Below are 15366 nucleotides of genomic sequence, written 5' to 3'. Positions count from 1 at the left end.
TTATTTAACTAGCTTCGTCGAAGAATAAACTTAAAAAACCGTCCAAATCATCAGTTTTACTTATGTCTTTTGGAGTACCAAGATTAATCATAAGGGCCTGATCTTTAATTTTTCCCTTTAAGAAATATTGGTAGGTTGTTCCCATTTTAAACTTATAACCTTTTAACTGCTCTCCAAAAGAAGTAAATGTTACCTCAGTTTTAGAACTATTACTTTCTGCAAATGCACTTATAGTAGCATCAAAAACAGCAGACAACATATCATCAGTATAATAATCCCATTTGATAGATGTTCCATCACAGGCTTGCATTTCGTATTCAGATTGAGCTTCGCATCCACTAGGAACTTGTATGTTATTTCCTACTAAATTTAAAAAGGAAACTTTCTTATCCTGACCATAAAAGCTTAAAGTCGAAAGCAATAAAACTAGGGTAAAAATATTCTTCATAAATAGGTTAATTTGAAGTTGTTAAATTATTCATTATTTGATTTTGGGTGCCCCAAATATAGTAAAACTTTCATTTTCAAACAAATATATGGGGTAAATATTGAAGAATATTTAATTTTTGGGAGCTGTTTTTTTTACATTATTAACGCAATAATGCCTTGTTTTTGAGATAAATAGTTTATACTTACAGGAGAAAAAACTTATGTTAATTTAATCGATAAAATTTGCAAATGAGCGAAGAAAATTCTTCTTTTTCCATCAAAAACTGGAGTGAAAATGATCGTCCAAGAGAAAAATTAATCGTTCAAGGGAAAAATTCTTTGACAGATGCCGAGCTTGTTGCGATACTCATTGGATCAGGCAATCGTGATGAAAGTGCTGTTGATTTAAGTAGAAGAATTTTGTCAGGTGTTGATCATAAAATTGACCGGTTGGGAAAGCTGTCGGTTAAACAACTTATGCAATTTAAAGGAATAGGAGAGGCTAAGGCTATAACTATAGTTGCTGGTTTAGAATTAGGACGTAGACGAAGAAATGAGGGTGAAGAGGTAGTGACAAAAATAACATCTAGTAAGGATGTTTTTAATCTACTTAATCCTATTATAGGAGATTTGGATCATGAAGAATTTTGGGTATTGTTCCTAAACAATGCTAATAAGGTTTTGCAAAAGAAGCAAATTAGTATCGGGGGGAAGACTGGAACTCTCGTTGACGCAAGAATTGTCTATAGATTTGCTTTAGAATATGGAGCTACGGGAATTATTATTGCTCATAATCATCCAAGCGGTAATAGAACTCCAAGTGTTTCAGATAAAGAATTAACTCAAAAATTGAAACTTGCAGGAATCAGTTTAGATATCAAAGTTCTAGATCATTTGATTATCACCGAAAAAAACTATTTTAGCTTTGCAGATGAATCGTTATTATAAAGATGATGCCTATGTATCTATTAACTAGAATTTGTGATGTTTTACTTCGAAAATAATAGCACCTTTTAAAAATATAAGACACGGTTACAATTAAAATTATATGTTACTTATTCATGTTCAACAGATTACTCCAAGAGTTTCTTACACATTTAAACATATTTGTAAGCGAATTTTGGGCTTTGAGGTGGATTTAACTTCCAAAATAGAGACGTTTATCGCCCACGAGGGACCAAAATTTTCTTACGGAAAACAACCCTTGGGTAAAGAACTTTATTTTCAAAGCGTTGATTTACTTTTTGAACATGGGTTAAGTGATCATGATATTCGAGTATCAGACTGGGAAGAAACAAAATGCTTTTTTGAAGTTAAACACGAGAACTCGGCTTTACCATACGATATTTTTGCTGCAACATTTTATTTGCTTACACGATATGAAGAGTATTTGCCTCATGTTAAAGATTCGATGGGTCGATTTCCTGCTTCAGAAAGTTTAGCTTTTAATAATGGTTTTTTGCAGGATCCTGTGGTCGATATTTGGGCATTTAAGTTTAAAGAGGTATTAATTCAAAAGTTTAAGGATCTCGAATTTAAAGAAAGGAAATTTGCAATTCGCCCAATAATTTCTGTGAGTGAAACATTTGCATATAGAAACAAAGGCTTTTTGCGATCGTTGGGTGGAGGAATTCGTGATTTGTGGGGACTAAAAATTGAAGAACTTACCGATAGAGTCAAAGTCGTTCTTGGGATCAAAAAAGATCCATACGATACTTTTGATCTTGTGGTTGACCTTCAAAGGAGAAAAAGAAGAAAAAGCAAAGTGTTTTTTGGGTTAGGAGATTATTCTAATTATGAAAAGAATGTAGGGCATAGTATCCCCCAACATCGAATTATCATAAAGCATATATCTGATTATATAGAAGTTGGTCTCAAAGTTTCATACGAAGCAATTGGTGATTTGTTAACATTAAACAAAGAAAAACAACGAATAGAAAGTATCTTAAATAGAAGATTAAAATATACAATGTGCTCATTTTTTAAAATAAAACTACCTGAAGCATATCGTAACTTTATAGAGCTGGAAGTAGAAGAAGATTATTCAATGGGGTATTCTCGGTTCTCAGGTTTTAGGGCAGGAACATGTACACCATTTATGTTTTATGATTTGGATTATGAAGTGCAAACTCCATTAAAGATATTTTCTTTTTGTTTTGCTAATCTTGGAAAAAGAGAAGATATTGATAATGAAGCATTGGCAAGAAAAGAAATTGTTGATTATATAGAAAAAATTAAGAAAGTCAACGGATTGTTTATTCCTGTTTTAAGTAATGTGTTGTTTAGTGAACTTTATGGTCAAACTTTCTGGAAATCGATTTTAGAATTTATATGGAATATCGAAGATGAATAATACAATAGAGCATATATTTTTTGATTTAGATCATACCTTATGGGATTTTGATAAGAATTCGTCATTGGCTTTTGAAATGATTTTCAAGAAATTTAGTATTGGGATGGATCAAGAAGCATTTTTAAAAGTGTATCGCCCAATTAACATGAAATACTGGAAACTTTATAGAGAAGAAAAAGTTAACAAACAAGAGCTTCGAAGAGGGCGACTTACCGAAACTTTTGATATTTTAGGACATAGTTTTTCTTTGACTATAATCGATGAGATGGCTCATGATTATATTGCTTTTCTACCCTTGAATAACCATTTGATTAATGGTGCCAAAGAACTTTTGGATTATCTAAATCCAAAATATGATTTACATATTATTACCAATGGGTTTAAAGAAGTTCAAAATAATAAATTATCCAACTCTGGAATCCGACATTATTTTAAAACAATTACCAATAGTGAAGAAGTCGGGGTGAAGAAACCTAATCCATTTATTTTTGAACATGCGATTAAAGTTTCTGGGGCACAAAACAATAATAGTTTGATGATAGGGGACAATTATGAAGCCGATATTCTGGGGGCAGAGGCATTGGGTATAAAAACCATATGTTTTAATTATCATGAAGAAATATTACCTAAAAGTAGCTTGCAGGTTTCTGCATTAAAACAAGTTAAAAAATATCTTTAGTTATAAATATTTGTATTTTAGTATTTTATAATTATTTTTTGCCCCAAATGAAAATAAAAAACAGATACTTATTGCTTTGTAGTATAGTGTTATCTATACTATTTACTTCTTGTGTCAAGGATGTAGATTTTGATCAAGTTGAAGATGTCGTGCTTACTCCAGTCTTGGAACTTGATTTTATTTATTCAAGATTTGATACAGATCAATTTATTGAACCTGGTATAGACTCCTCTATTATAATTCCAGAAGTTGCCATTAATGATACACTTAATTATGACTTGTTGGGTACCGATTTTGTGGTTGATAATTTAGAGCAGGTTGAATTGACTTTTGAGTTTAGCAATACTATAGAAAGAGATTTTACATTTAGTTTTGGTTTTCTTAATGATGTCGGGGTACGTATAGGGCCTTCGTATACCATAATTGCCAATGCAGGAATGGGACCGGGAACAGAACCGATAATTACAAATGAAATTATTATTCTTGATAATGCTACTATTAATGTACTTAGTGAGGCCACAAAACTAGTTTCGTCGATTAGGGTTTTTAACATTAATAGCGGTTTAGAAGGAGTGTTAGAACTAAAATCAAAAGGAACCTATTTTATTAATTACGATTTATGAGAGCTATTCTATTCTTATGTATAAGTTTATGGAGCTTCTCATTTTTTTGTCAAAATAAAGAGGTTCTATACGATTTTACAGATTTACCACAATCCCTTATGCTTAATCCCGGAGCAGAGATTAATTTTAAATTTCATACGGGTGTGCCTTTTTTATCTCAAATTCATATAAATGCGGGACTTCGCGGAGCATCCATTTATGATATTTTTGCCGATGATGGCAGGGATATTAATGAAAAGATTGAAATTACACTTAACAACCTTACCAGTAATGACTATCTCACGGTAACACAACAGCTAGAGCTTGTAAATTTCGGATGGAGAAGTAAACGAAATGATAGAATCTATTTTTCTGGTGGGATCTATCAAGAATTGGATGCAATTGGGTACTTTCCCAAAGACTTTGCTGTACTTGCTTATCAGGGCAATCAAGATTTTCTTAACCAACCTTTTCGATTTTCGGATGTAAGTGGATCTGGAGAGTTACTTATGGTTTATCATTTTGGTTATAATAAAAGGGTGAATAAAAAACTTACTTTTGGAGCAAGAGCAAAGCTTTATTCAAGTTTATTACATATACGAAGTGCTAGAAATAAAGGAGTTTTTACCACGATAGAGACACCGCAAGGAAGTAATTTTTATCAACATGTCATTAGCAATGCCGATGTTACCATTCGTACATCGGGGATTCAATCTCTTAGAGAAATTGAAGGCGAAACTACGTCTGAAGAAGTAAAGGAAGCAGTAAATAAGCTTATAGGAAGAGCACTGTTAGGTGGTAATTTGGGAGTAGGTCTTGATATCGGTTTTACGCATAAAATCGATGATCAACTTTCTGTTACAGGAAGTGTAAATGATCTAGGGTTAATATATTATACCAAAGATGTAGAGACTTATAGAGCACAAGGGAATTATGTTTTTGAAGGATTTGAGACCCCAATTCAATTTTCTGGAGAAGAAGCGCAAGATTTTTTAGATGAACTAGAAGAGGCGATTCCTTTAGATACGCTTAGTAATAGTTATATAGTTGCTCGTCCTCTAAAAATTAATGGATCTTTTAAATACTCTTTTAATCCAGATGATGGTAGCTGTAATTGTTTTCTTGAAGGTGAAAGGTTAAGGTATTTAGATGCGGTTGGTATACAATTATTTTCGCAGTTTAGACCCAAAAGGCCGCAGTATGCTGCATCTTTATTTTATCATAAAAAATGGCTCAGTTTTCTTAGAACGAAGTTTACCTATACAATAGACGATTATTCATTTTACAACTTTGGTTTTTTATTATCTACTCATATAGATAAAATTAATTTTTATATTTCGGCTAATAATTTATTAGAATATACTAATCTTGCAAAAGCTCGAGGAGCATCTTTGCAGTTCGGATTTAATGTAATAATGTAATTAATATGCAACGTTTTTTATTTTTGATAATTTTTCTAATTTCAAGTTCGTTTATTTTCGGGCAAAAAGATGTAAGTGACCACAAATATGTGATTGTCCCAAAAGGATATGTTTTTCTGGGTGAAGAAGATGCGTATCAACTAAACTCCTTGACCAAATTCTTATTCAATAAATACGGTTTTACAACTTTTATGGAAGGAGAAGAACTTCCAGAGGATCTTGTAAATAACGGGTGCATGGCTTTGCGTGCAGATGTAGTTAAAAACCCTGGATTATTCGTTACCAAATTGGTTGTTCAATTAAAAGACTGTAGTAATACTTTGGTTTTTTCCTCTTCTGAGGGGACAAGTAGAGAAAAAGAATTCAAAAAAGCATATCACGAAGCATTACGTAACGCTTTTAAAGAGGTGCAAAAATTGAATTATAAGTATAACGAAAGCGCGAAAAAAGATGTGGCTACGACTCCAAAAAAGCAGGGAGATGTAACAAGCAATGAAACTGAAAAAAATATTACAGCCGGGGTAGAGGATAAATCCACAAAAAATAATGGGTTTTCATTCACTGAAAAAACACTTTTGTATACTTTCAATAGTAGTGTATTTACCATTAAAAAGCAAGAGTATGGATTTGAGCTTCTTGAAAATCAAGGCGATGAACTTGTACTTAAGGGGAAGATATATAGCCTGAAAAAACAAAATATGTATTTGGTTACTGCCGGTGATTTAAGTGGTGTTGGATACTTTGATTCCTATGGAAATTTCCTTTTAGAGAGAGTTAATCCGGTAACGAACAAAGTGATTTTAGATACATTTGCAAGACAATAGACGACTAAGAATTAAGGTTTTACTTATTTTAATAATTGTATTTATCTCCCCATCTTGATTTTAAGAAAGCTCTAAATGCATTTTCTCGCTGATTATTTCCCGGCTCATAAAGTTTAGTGTTACTTATTTCTTCCGGAAGAAATTCTTGCTCTGCAAAGTTGTTTTTATGATTATGGGCATATTTATAATCTTCTCCATATCCTAATTCTTTCATAAGTTTTGTTGGCGCATTTCTTATATGAAGAGGTACCGGTAAATCCCCTGTTTGTTTTACTAATTGTTGGGCTTGATTTATAGCCATATAAGAAGCGTTGCTTTTTGCAGAAGTGGCCAGGTAAACAGCGCATTGGCTTAAAATGATTCTTGCCTCGGGATATCCTATAGTAGTTACTGCTTGAAATGTATTATTTGCCATTATTAGGGCAGTAGGGGTGGCATTTCCAATATCCTCTGATGCAAGAATAATCATTCTGCGGGCGATAAACTTGATATCTTCTCCACCTTCAATCATACGAGCAAGCCAGTATACTGCTGCATTGGGGTCGCTACCTCGAACAGATTTTATAAAAGCAGATATAATATCGTAATGTTGTTCTCCTGTTTTGTCATATCGCACCGTGTTTTGTTGTACTAGTTTTAAAACAAGGTCATTCGTAATGATAATCGTTTTTTGATCTTGACTAGAAATGATAAGTTCAAAAATATTAAGTAGTTTTCGAGCATCCCCACCACTTAATCTTAATAGAGCTTCGGTTTCTTTTAATTCAATTTTTTTAGATTTTAAGTATTCATCTTCTTGCATAGCACGGTTCAAAAGAGCTTCAAGTTCTTCCTTTCCAAAAGGTTTTAAGACATATACCTGACAACGAGACAAAAGTGCAGGGATTACTTCAAAACTTGGATTTTCGGTAGTGGCTCCTATTAAGGTGATCCATCCTTTTTCAACTGCGCCTAGTAAAGAATCTTGTTGAGATTTGCTGAATCGGTGGATCTCATCAATAAATAGAATTGGATTTTTTGCAGTAAATAATCCACCACTTTGCTTAGCTTTTTCTATAACATCACGCACTTCTTTTACTCCGCTATTTATTGCGCTCAATGTATAAAATGGTCGCTGTGATTCTTGTGCTATGATATTTGCCAGCGTCGTTTTTCCTACTCCCGGAGGTCCCCATAATATCAATGAAGGAATAATACCTTTTTTGATTTGTTGGGTAAGCGAGCCATCATCTCCTACCAGATGTTCCTGACTAAGGTAAGAAGATAAGGATTGCGGACGTATTCTTTCTGCAAGAGGCTTATTTGTATCCATGAGTACAAAGTTACGGATATGTTGCTTTAAAAATGTTTGAAGTAAAGATAAAGTGTGTTCTGGTTTTAAAAACCTGCCATTTTATCCGAAGGTTGGGTTTTGGAATTTTTTTTGATACCTTTTACTCATATGGTACGAGAACAAGATCAATTTGTGTTTAATACCGGAACAATAGGGTATCCTTTGCTTTTTGTACTGGTAATTTGGATCGTCTTTTGGTTAGAGGTTAGGTTTGGTTTTGACTTTAATAATTTTGGTGTATATCCAAGAACATTTGGAGGGCTTAAAGGAGTATTGTTTTCTCCTTTTATTCATTCGGATATAACACATTTATGGCATAATACACTTCCCTTGTTGATTTTGTCAGCTGCACTTTTCTATTTTTATTATCCCAATGCTTGGAAAATTTTAATTATAGGAACTCTATGTACTGGCCTAGCTACCTGGTTACTTGGTCGTACTGCAAACCATATTGGAGCCAGTGGCATAGTATATATGCTGTTTGGTTTTCTCTTTTTTAAAGGAATCTTGGCAAGGCATTTTAGGCTTATGGCTTTATCATTTATAGTAGTCTTTCTTTACGGAAGTATGGTTTGGTATGTTTTTCCTGTAGACCCCAAAATATCTTGGGAAGGGCATTTATCCGGATTATTAACGGGAACTATACTGGCATTTTTAATCAAGAAAGATATTGTAAAACCAAAATTGTATTATTGGCAATCCCCAGAGTATGACCCAGAAGAAGATGATTTTCTTAAACATTTCGATGAAAATGGTAACTTTATAGAACAGTTACCCGAAGATGATCTAGAAGAGCAAAATGATGAAATAAAGGTGATTTATGATTATAAGGATAATTCGGGGCACCCAAAAAAGTCGAAATAACGTTTTATTATTGTTATCTTCTTTGCCTTATTGCTTCATATAAAAATGCCCCACATGCTACAGAGACATTTAACGAACCTATTTCACCATACATGGGTAGTTTGGCTTGTTTGTCTACTAATTTTAATATAGAATTAGAAACGCCTTTACCCTCACTTCCCATTATAAAAGCTGTAGGGAGCATTAAATCCTGTTCATATATGGTGTCAGGGGCTTTTTCTGTAGCTGCGATCACTTGGATTCCTGATCCTTGTAGATAGAATAGAGCGTCTTTTATGTGATCTACCTTGCAGATAGGAATTTTAAAAACTGCTCCGGCTGAGGTTTTTATAGTATCTGCATTAACAGGAGCTCCTCCTTTTTTTTGAATAATAATACCATGAACACCTGTACACTCTGCAGTTCTAATAATTGCTCCAAAATTACGTACATCTGATAGCTGATCCAATATTAAAAACAGTGGTGTGTGTCCAGATTCTATTACTTGTAAAACAAGATTCTCTAATTCATAAAAATCAATAGGAGAGGTGTATGCAACGGCGCCTTGATGATTTTTACGAGTAAGACGGTTTAGCTTTTCAATGGGCACATAATTTACCGTTACCTTTTGCTGCTTTGCTAATTGTAGGAGCTCTTTGGCTAGTTCTCCCTGTAAGTTGCCTTGTATAAAAAGTTTGTCAATAGTCTTGCCTGATGTTATGGCCTCAATAATTGCTCTAATACCAAAGATTAATGATTCTTGTTTCATAAGAGACAAATATATGTATAAAAAAACCGCCTTTCAAAATGAAAGGCGGCTCTTATTATTTAATAAACAATATTATTATTGTTTTCTCAATGTCAAGAAGTTTGGAATAAATCCTTCTGAATTGATGGTAAGGTCAAGAACACCAATACAAGAGAAAGCAGTACCTTCTACTGAACCATAAGTACCAGGTCCAAATGTATTGAAGTGAATTGCAGAACCGGCACCACCATAACCTAATGATGAGTCATTATTCACATCAATAATAAGATCATCTGCACCATCTAATGGTAAAGCACCACCTACAATGGTAAGTTGATTTGGTCCAGGACCAGCAATTACCTCTCTTGTTGGGCCTTGAGAACCAAAGAAAGCATCAAAACGGTGGTTTACTACATCATATGTACCTACTAGAGCAGCAAGGTCAACATCAGGACAAAGAATAACAAAGTTAAATTCGAAAGCCTGTCTGTATCCTGCTTCACCAATTAAGTCATTAGTAAGTCCTCCACCTTCTAAAGTAAATGTGCTAGGATCATCATCGTCTAAATCATCATAATCTAAATCTTCAAAAGCGAAATATTCTACACCAGAATTGGTAGTAGCTCTTGCTGTGAAGAAGAAAGAATCTCCAAAATTGATATCAGCTGCGTCAATTCCTAAAAGACCAGCAAGGTCACTTGCAGTAAAGTTGAACTGTGCCGGAAATGAAGTAACATCTGCAACATTTACAGTATCTGTTCTTGTACCGCTTATATCGGCATAAAGATCCAAATCGTACATTGCAACATTGTTGTTAGCATCTGAAACGCTAAAACCATATGTAAGTTCACTTATGTCATTTACACCTACGTTTGCAGGAGGGTTTTCGCTAGTAAATCTAACGAATGCACCCGTTTTTTCGAATTCATCGAAATTAGTCTTGTCATCATCTGTACAAGAAGTGATGATTAAACCAGCAATAATGCTAAAATATATTAAAAATCTTGTTTTCATAATTGTTTTTTTTAGTCTATAAATCCATCAGGGTTATTATCCCAGAAAACTCTCTCAGTAACACTTTTTTGGCTGATACTGGTATTCAAGTTAACCGCATTTGTAGGATAAAAGAATGATCTTGGGAACGGACCTGCCGAACCAGTTGGCGATTGAATATCAGATGGGAAACCTGTTCTTCTATATGCATTATAGGCTTCCATTCCATTACCCCAAAGAGCAATAAAATATTCTTTAACAATGATATCTAATCTAGCATTATTATCTGCTGCTGCATCGTAATCAGCTAAAACTTCAGCAACATAAGCTTCTACTTGCGTAGAAGTTGCAGCGAAAGCTGGATCTACTTGTCCTGGTAAAAAGTTAAGAACTTTTGCCATAGACTCTCTAATACCATTTTCTAAGTAAGTTCTAGGATCTCCAGGAGTGTTAATCATCAAAGCAGACTCTGCTAACATGAAGTTTACAAATGATGAAGTGATTAATGGGAATATACCTGCACCACCTGCACCAGCATTGCTATCTACACCTAAGAAAGTGTCAGCATCAAATGCACCACCTGCAGGATATACACCCCAAGTAGTTCTTAACAAGTTATCATTTGGTACACCTTCATCAAAGAAGTGATCTCTACCCCAGTAGAAGTCGTCGATATAACAAAACTCTAATGCATCATCAGAACATGGTAAGAAGTCTCCTTCTGGATCTGTACCAGATTGTCTGTAGAAATAGTATCTTAATCTTGGATCTGGATCTACTTTTTCATCTTTCATGATACTCATATAGTAGTTACTCATGTAATCAGCAGCTCCGGCATTTTGATAGTTTTGAATATATTCTGGGTGACGGCTATCTGCAGGAGTTACCGTAGAAGAATATTGGAAAACAAAATCATCTGCACTGCTAGTAATTATATTACCAGAGTTTACTAATGAAGTAATCGCAGAAGTAGAAGCAGTTTGGCGAACTAATCTACTTTGGAAGTGCATTTTTAGTTTAAGCGTATTGGCTAATCTTATCCATTGTGCAGCATCACCACCATAAAACAATTCATTAGGCACGGCAATTGCAGTTTGCGATAAATCAGAGATTCCTTCATCGATAAGATCAAACATAGCGTCATAAATAACATCTCCAGCATCAACACTTGGGTTAGCATTAGATGCTCCTTGAAGAGCTTCAGTAAATGGAACCTCTCCAAAAGTATCCACTAGAGATACAAAAACATATGCTTTAAGTACTTTTGCAATACCAAGGTATCTTGGAATTTGTCTTTCTTCAGCTAAAGCTAATAACGTTTCGTTATCCTGTAGCATTTCTGAATATGCAAAATCCCAATCATTATCCAAACTTGGTGCTGTCATAGCAAATGCACCTGTATATGCACCGAACAATTGCTCCATTCTGGCAAATTCCATTTGTCGAGCATTAATTTGTTCTAAGAAATTAATAAAATTAAGTTCTACATTGTTCAACAATAAGTCTGGATCCGCACTATCCGGCGTAAGCAAACTCGGATTGTCTAGCTTGTCTAAGTCCAATGTCTCACATGAGTTCAATGTGATAATTGATGCTAATAATAGCAAGCCATTTCTTATTTTTTTATTTAGTTTCATAATTTTTTACTCTTTTATTAAAATGTAGCTTTAACACTAAAACCGTACCTCTTACTATTAGGAGCCGTAGTAAATTCTAATCCTTGACCATTACCAACACCTGTACTTAATACTTCAGGGTCAAAGTTGGTTCCTTCTGGAACGTTAAAGGCTTTGTACCATACGTTATTTCCAGTGAAAGTTAAAGAAAGAGATCCGAAAGGAGTACGATCCAAGAATTTTTCAGGAACGTTGTAAGACAAAGATACCTCTCTTACTCTTAATCTTGATCCATCATAAATTTGTTGTCCTGTTGGATCTAAGAAATTTAAGAAATAAAGCTCGTTTGCACCTTGCTGAATAGTATTTCTAATTGCATTTCCATTTGCATCTCTTAAAACATCACCCGTTTCTGGGTCAGCTAGTACACCAGGTATTACAAAAGTTCCTTCTCTGTCTTCAGTATCAGTTGTAACACCACGTCTTAGTAAGTTACCAATTGTACCAGAATAGAAATCTCCACCATGAACATATTCAATCTGAGCAGATAAAGATAAATCTTTATATCTGAAGGTGTTTATAGAAGTAAGCGTCCAGTCTGGGTTTGGATCACCAACAACCTGGTCATCTAATCCTAGTTCACCACTGGCGATGATATTACCGTCTTCTGGGTTGATAAGTAGATTTCCTTCATCATCCGTTACAGCAAAGCTACCAATAATAACACCTAATGGTTGACCTTCTATGGCTGCATTTCCTAAGTTAGAGAAACCAGAGTAAACAATTTGATTTACATCGTCTGGAAGATCAACTACTGTAGTTTCGTATGCTGTGAATACATTATTAATGTCCCAAGAGAAATTTTCAGATTTTAAAGGAGTGATGTTTAATCCTATTTCTAAACCTTCAGTTTCAATTTCCCCTGCATTGATTGTTGTAGTTTCAAAACCAGTAGAATTATCTAAGTTTCTATTAATAATTTGATCGTTCGCTGTTTTTAAGTATGCAGAAGCATCTAACGAAATTCTATTATTAAAGAAGTTTGCTTCAATACCAAGTTCAAACTCTTCAAAACGCTCTGGCTTTAAGTCAGGGTTAGGGAAAGTTGCAGTATTAGAGTTGGTATTAAGAGGTGTACCTCCATTATCTGTAAACGAAGCCGTCGCTATGTTAAGTTGAGGCCTTGTTTGGAAAGCGTTTGGATATCCTGCTGAAGAACCGTATGAAGCTCTTAATTTTAAATACCCTAACTTGTCCGATCTCATACCTGGAAATGCAGATGTTGGGATAAATGATACAGATGCACCAGGATAGAATAATGATCTGTTTTCAGCTTCTACCGTGGATCCCCAGTCATTTCTGGCAGATAATGTTAAATATAGGTAATCTTCATAATCGAACTCTAAATTACCATATAGACCTAGAATATTTCTCTCAGTTTTAAAATCTAAAGAAGTTCCGAAAGGATCTGCATTACTTTGAGTTCCATAATTATTTTGGTCAAGGAAACCAAATACAATTTGTTGTGTGTTAACAACTCCTGTTTGCTCATAAACATCCCTTCTAGGGTTGAAACCTACCAATGCATTTAACCCGATAGACTCAGTAAGGTCTACATTATTTAAGTTAAAAGATAAAGTGTGATCCCAAATAGTGTTAACTCCTGAAGTGTTTCTTAAATAACCAATTTGATATTGTGGAGCCGATACACCACCTTTATTTACAAAGAAAGATTGGTTTTCAGTAAATGTATCCAAACCAACTCTATAGTTAATTGAGAAATTGTCTGTTACAGCATAGTTGATACTGTTAGATCCAAAAAATCTTCTTGTTTCTTGAGTAAATCCAGAATTTTCTACTAACCATAGTGGGTTTTCCTGATCTGTACGATAGTATACACTAGCACCAGTAACAGGATCCTGGAAAGGAAGATTTGTTAAATCTAAGTTACGAGGGATAAATAATGTTCTAGTAAATACAGAGATAGAGTTTAAGGCATTACTTGCAGCAATTGGAGGAGTTTTAAAATCACTAAGTACAAAGTTTCCAGTACCAGATACTGTAAATTTGTTTGATAGTTTGGCACTTCCACCGATACCAAAGTTTACCCTTCTGAATTCATTACCAGGAATAAATCCATCTTCTTGAGATAGACCGAAATTCGCATTGAATTTAGTATTTTCTTGAGTAGAAGCTACGTTTATAGACGTTGTTGTACCAATTCCATCTCTAAAGAAATCTTTAACATTGTCTTCTGCAGCTTCGTAAGGTATTTGTAAGCCAGCAAATTGTGGGAAAACACCATTAAGTCTACCACTATTATATGGGTGGTTTATTAATTGATTAGAGTCAAAACGAGCTCCCCAATTACCTACGAAACCTGGGTTGGCAACTTGATCTCCACCTTGTCCATAAGTGTTTTGATAATCTGGCAAGTTTGCTATTTTGTTTACAGAAACAGACTGAATAGCTGTAATCTCAAATTTCTTATTTACGTCTTTTTGAGATCCATTTTTTGTTGTAATAAGAATTACACCATTACGACCTAATTGTCCGTAAAGAACGGTAGCACTTAAACCTTTTAATACGTTAACACTTACAATGTTATTTGGGTCTAAATCTAAAAACCTTGAAGAAGTTACCGCACCACCATCACCAAAACCAGCCTGGTCATTAGTGTCACTATTAAAAGGAACACCATCTACGATGAATAAAGGTTGGTTACTCTGGTTAATAGAAGATTGACCCCTGATTATAATGTTAGTACCACTACCAACAGTACCACCTGTACTAGTAACAGCTACACCGGCTACTTTTCCGGTAAGTACTCTGGCAAGGTCTCTTTCAGGGCTTTCCTCGATAGATTCTGCAGCAATTGTCGTCACTGCATAACCAAGTGCCTTTTTCTGTCTTGAAATACCTTGTGCCGTTACTACTACTTCTTCTAATTCTGAAGCAGCGGCCTCTAATTGAATATTTATGGTGTCACCATCACCGACCACCATCTCTTTTGTTGAAAAACCAACATAGCTAAAAGTAAGTACCGCACCTTTGTTGGTTTCTATAGAATAGTTACCGTCAAAATCCGTTTGTGTACCTGTAGCTGTGTTTTTCACAACAATATTTACTCCAGGAAGTGGCAACCCTTTATCGTCGGTCACAGTTCCTGAAACTGTTTTTTCTTGCGCAAAAGTGAATTGCACAACAAACGCTAGTAATAGCGTTAAAATTCCACTAAACTTTGTTCTCATTTTACAATTTATTTGAATTAGCCAGTTCCAAAAATCATAATAATATATTTATAAAACAACTTTTTGTTATTAAAATTTGAATTATGGTGTTAGGTGATGGCCTTAGTAAATAGGTGTTATTGCGAGAAAATGATGAAGTAAATAATTTATTTTGAATTCTATAGGAGTAATCAAATTATGTTCTTCGGGTAAATTGAAATAGCCAAAAAAAAATAGGCTAAAATTTTAATTATTAACAAGTTGTTTTTCTGACTTTGAATAATCTAGACTCTAT

The 15366-nt window shown here is 34.3% G+C and carries 13 protein-coding genes; 7 read left to right on the top strand and 6 right to left on the bottom strand.

Annotated elements, in window-relative coordinates:
• Positions 1 to 4: 4 nt before the first annotated feature.
• Positions 5 to 448: a hypothetical protein gene (locus U6A24_RS05495; RefSeq protein WP_324178928.1), complete on the bottom strand. Its 444-nt coding sequence runs from the start codon at positions 446 to 448 to the stop codon at positions 5 to 7.
• Positions 449 to 678: 230 nt separating this feature from the next.
• Here U6A24_RS05495 and radC point away from each other — a divergent pair, with 230 nt between their 5' ends.
• The 6 genes from radC (at position 679) to U6A24_RS05465 (ending at position 6308) form a co-directional block, all read left to right on the top strand.
• Positions 679 to 1377 (top strand): RadC family protein, encoded by a 699-nt coding sequence (gene radC / locus U6A24_RS05490; protein ID WP_324178927.1) that lies wholly within the window; start codon positions 679 to 681, stop codon positions 1375 to 1377.
• Positions 1378 to 1477: 100 nt separating this feature from the next.
• Entirely contained in the window at positions 1478 to 2782 is a 1305-nt protein-coding gene (locus tag U6A24_RS05485) for a DUF7033 domain-containing protein (RefSeq protein WP_324178926.1), read from the top strand.
• Positions 2775 to 3461, top strand: coding sequence for a YjjG family noncanonical pyrimidine nucleotidase (locus tag U6A24_RS05480; RefSeq protein WP_324178925.1), 687 nt, complete (start codon positions 2775 to 2777; stop codon positions 3459 to 3461). Before U6A24_RS05485 ends, U6A24_RS05480 begins: the two co-directional genes overlap by 8 nt.
• Positions 3462 to 3508: 47 nt before the next feature.
• Positions 3509 to 4084, top strand: coding sequence for a hypothetical protein (locus U6A24_RS05475; protein WP_324178924.1), 576 nt, complete (start codon positions 3509 to 3511; stop codon positions 4082 to 4084).
• Complete coding sequence (locus tag U6A24_RS05470) at positions 4081 to 5484, top strand: DUF5723 family protein (protein WP_324178923.1); 1404 nt, start codon at positions 4081 to 4083, stop codon at positions 5482 to 5484. Before U6A24_RS05475 ends, U6A24_RS05470 begins: the two co-directional genes overlap by 4 nt.
• 5 nt (positions 5485 to 5489) lie before the next feature.
• Positions 5490 to 6308, top strand: a complete 819-nt coding sequence (locus tag U6A24_RS05465; RefSeq protein ID WP_324178922.1) for a hypothetical protein — start codon at positions 5490 to 5492, stop codon at positions 6306 to 6308.
• 28 nt (positions 6309 to 6336) lie between these two features.
• Here the strand turns inward: U6A24_RS05465 and U6A24_RS05460 are convergent, their stop codons facing one another.
• The gene (locus tag U6A24_RS05460) at positions 6337 to 7620 is read right to left on the bottom strand and encodes a replication-associated recombination protein A (RefSeq protein WP_324178921.1); all 1284 of its coding nucleotides are present in this window, start codon (positions 7618 to 7620) and stop codon (positions 6337 to 6339) included.
• Positions 7621 to 7749: 129 nt separating this feature from the next.
• Here U6A24_RS05460 and U6A24_RS05455 point away from each other — a divergent pair, with 129 nt between their 5' ends.
• On the top strand, positions 7750 to 8505 hold the full coding sequence (locus U6A24_RS05455) for a rhomboid family intramembrane serine protease (RefSeq protein WP_324178920.1): 756 nt from the start codon (positions 7750 to 7752) through the stop codon (positions 8503 to 8505).
• Positions 8506 to 8518: 13 nt separating this feature from the next.
• Here U6A24_RS05455 and rlmB read toward each other — a convergent pair whose 3' ends face one another.
• The 4 genes from rlmB to U6A24_RS05435 form a co-directional block, all read right to left on the bottom strand.
• Entirely contained in the window at positions 8519 to 9253 is a 735-nt protein-coding gene (gene rlmB, locus U6A24_RS05450; RefSeq protein WP_324178919.1) for a 23S rRNA (guanosine(2251)-2'-O)-methyltransferase RlmB, read from the bottom strand.
• Between the two features lie 75 nt (positions 9254 to 9328).
• Positions 9329 to 10246, bottom strand: a complete 918-nt coding sequence (locus tag U6A24_RS05445) for a hypothetical protein (RefSeq protein WP_324178918.1) — start codon at positions 10244 to 10246, stop codon at positions 9329 to 9331.
• An 11-nt stretch (positions 10247 to 10257) separates the two neighbouring features.
• Complete coding sequence (locus U6A24_RS05440) at positions 10258 to 11862, bottom strand: SusD/RagB family nutrient-binding outer membrane lipoprotein (protein ID WP_324178917.1); 1605 nt, start codon at positions 11860 to 11862, stop codon at positions 10258 to 10260.
• A gap of 17 nt (positions 11863 to 11879) precedes the next feature.
• Entirely contained in the window at positions 11880 to 15092 is a 3213-nt protein-coding gene (locus tag U6A24_RS05435; protein ID WP_324178916.1) for a SusC/RagA family TonB-linked outer membrane protein, read from the bottom strand.
• Between the last annotated feature and the right edge of the window lie 274 nt (positions 15093 to 15366).

The organism is Aquimarina gracilis, from assembly GCF_035285365.1.
GTDB classification, from domain to species: Bacteria; Bacteroidota; Bacteroidia; order Flavobacteriales; family Flavobacteriaceae; genus Aquimarina; species Aquimarina gracilis.
The sequence above is the reverse complement of the archived record's forward strand: the minus strand, read 5'-3'. Positions and strand labels throughout refer to the sequence as shown.

Excerpts from the sequence above, each read along its gene's own strand:
- U6A24_RS05475 (WP_324178924.1), top strand. The coding sequence starts at position 3,509 with ATGAAAATAAAAAACAGATACTTATTGCTTTGTAGTATAGTGTTATCT.
- U6A24_RS05435 (WP_324178916.1), bottom strand. The coding sequence starts at position 15,092 with ATGAGAACAAAGTTTAGTGGAATTTTAACGCTATTACTAGCGTTTGTT.
- U6A24_RS05465 (WP_324178922.1), top strand. The coding sequence starts at position 5,490 with ATGCAACGTTTTTTATTTTTGATAATTTTTCTAATTTCAAGTTCGTTT.
- radC (WP_324178927.1), top strand. The coding sequence starts at position 679 with ATGAGCGAAGAAAATTCTTCTTTTTCCATCAAAAACTGGAGTGAAAAT.
- rlmB (WP_324178919.1), bottom strand. The coding sequence starts at position 9,253 with ATGAAACAAGAATCATTAATCTTTGGTATTAGAGCAATTATTGAGGCC.
- U6A24_RS05440 (WP_324178917.1), bottom strand. The coding sequence starts at position 11,862 with ATGAAACTAAATAAAAAAATAAGAAATGGCTTGCTATTATTAGCATCA.
- U6A24_RS05445 (WP_324178918.1), bottom strand. The coding sequence starts at position 10,246 with ATGAAAACAAGATTTTTAATATATTTTAGCATTATTGCTGGTTTAATC.
- U6A24_RS05470 (WP_324178923.1), top strand. The coding sequence starts at position 4,081 with ATGAGAGCTATTCTATTCTTATGTATAAGTTTATGGAGCTTCTCATTT.
- U6A24_RS05455 (WP_324178920.1), top strand. The coding sequence starts at position 7,750 with ATGGTACGAGAACAAGATCAATTTGTGTTTAATACCGGAACAATAGGG.
- U6A24_RS05485 (WP_324178926.1), top strand. The coding sequence starts at position 1,478 with ATGTTACTTATTCATGTTCAACAGATTACTCCAAGAGTTTCTTACACA.
- U6A24_RS05495 (WP_324178928.1), bottom strand. The coding sequence starts at position 448 with ATGAAGAATATTTTTACCCTAGTTTTATTGCTTTCGACTTTAAGCTTT.
- U6A24_RS05460 (WP_324178921.1), bottom strand. The coding sequence starts at position 7,620 with ATGGATACAAATAAGCCTCTTGCAGAAAGAATACGTCCGCAATCCTTA.
- U6A24_RS05480 (WP_324178925.1), top strand. The coding sequence starts at position 2,775 with ATGAATAATACAATAGAGCATATATTTTTTGATTTAGATCATACCTTA.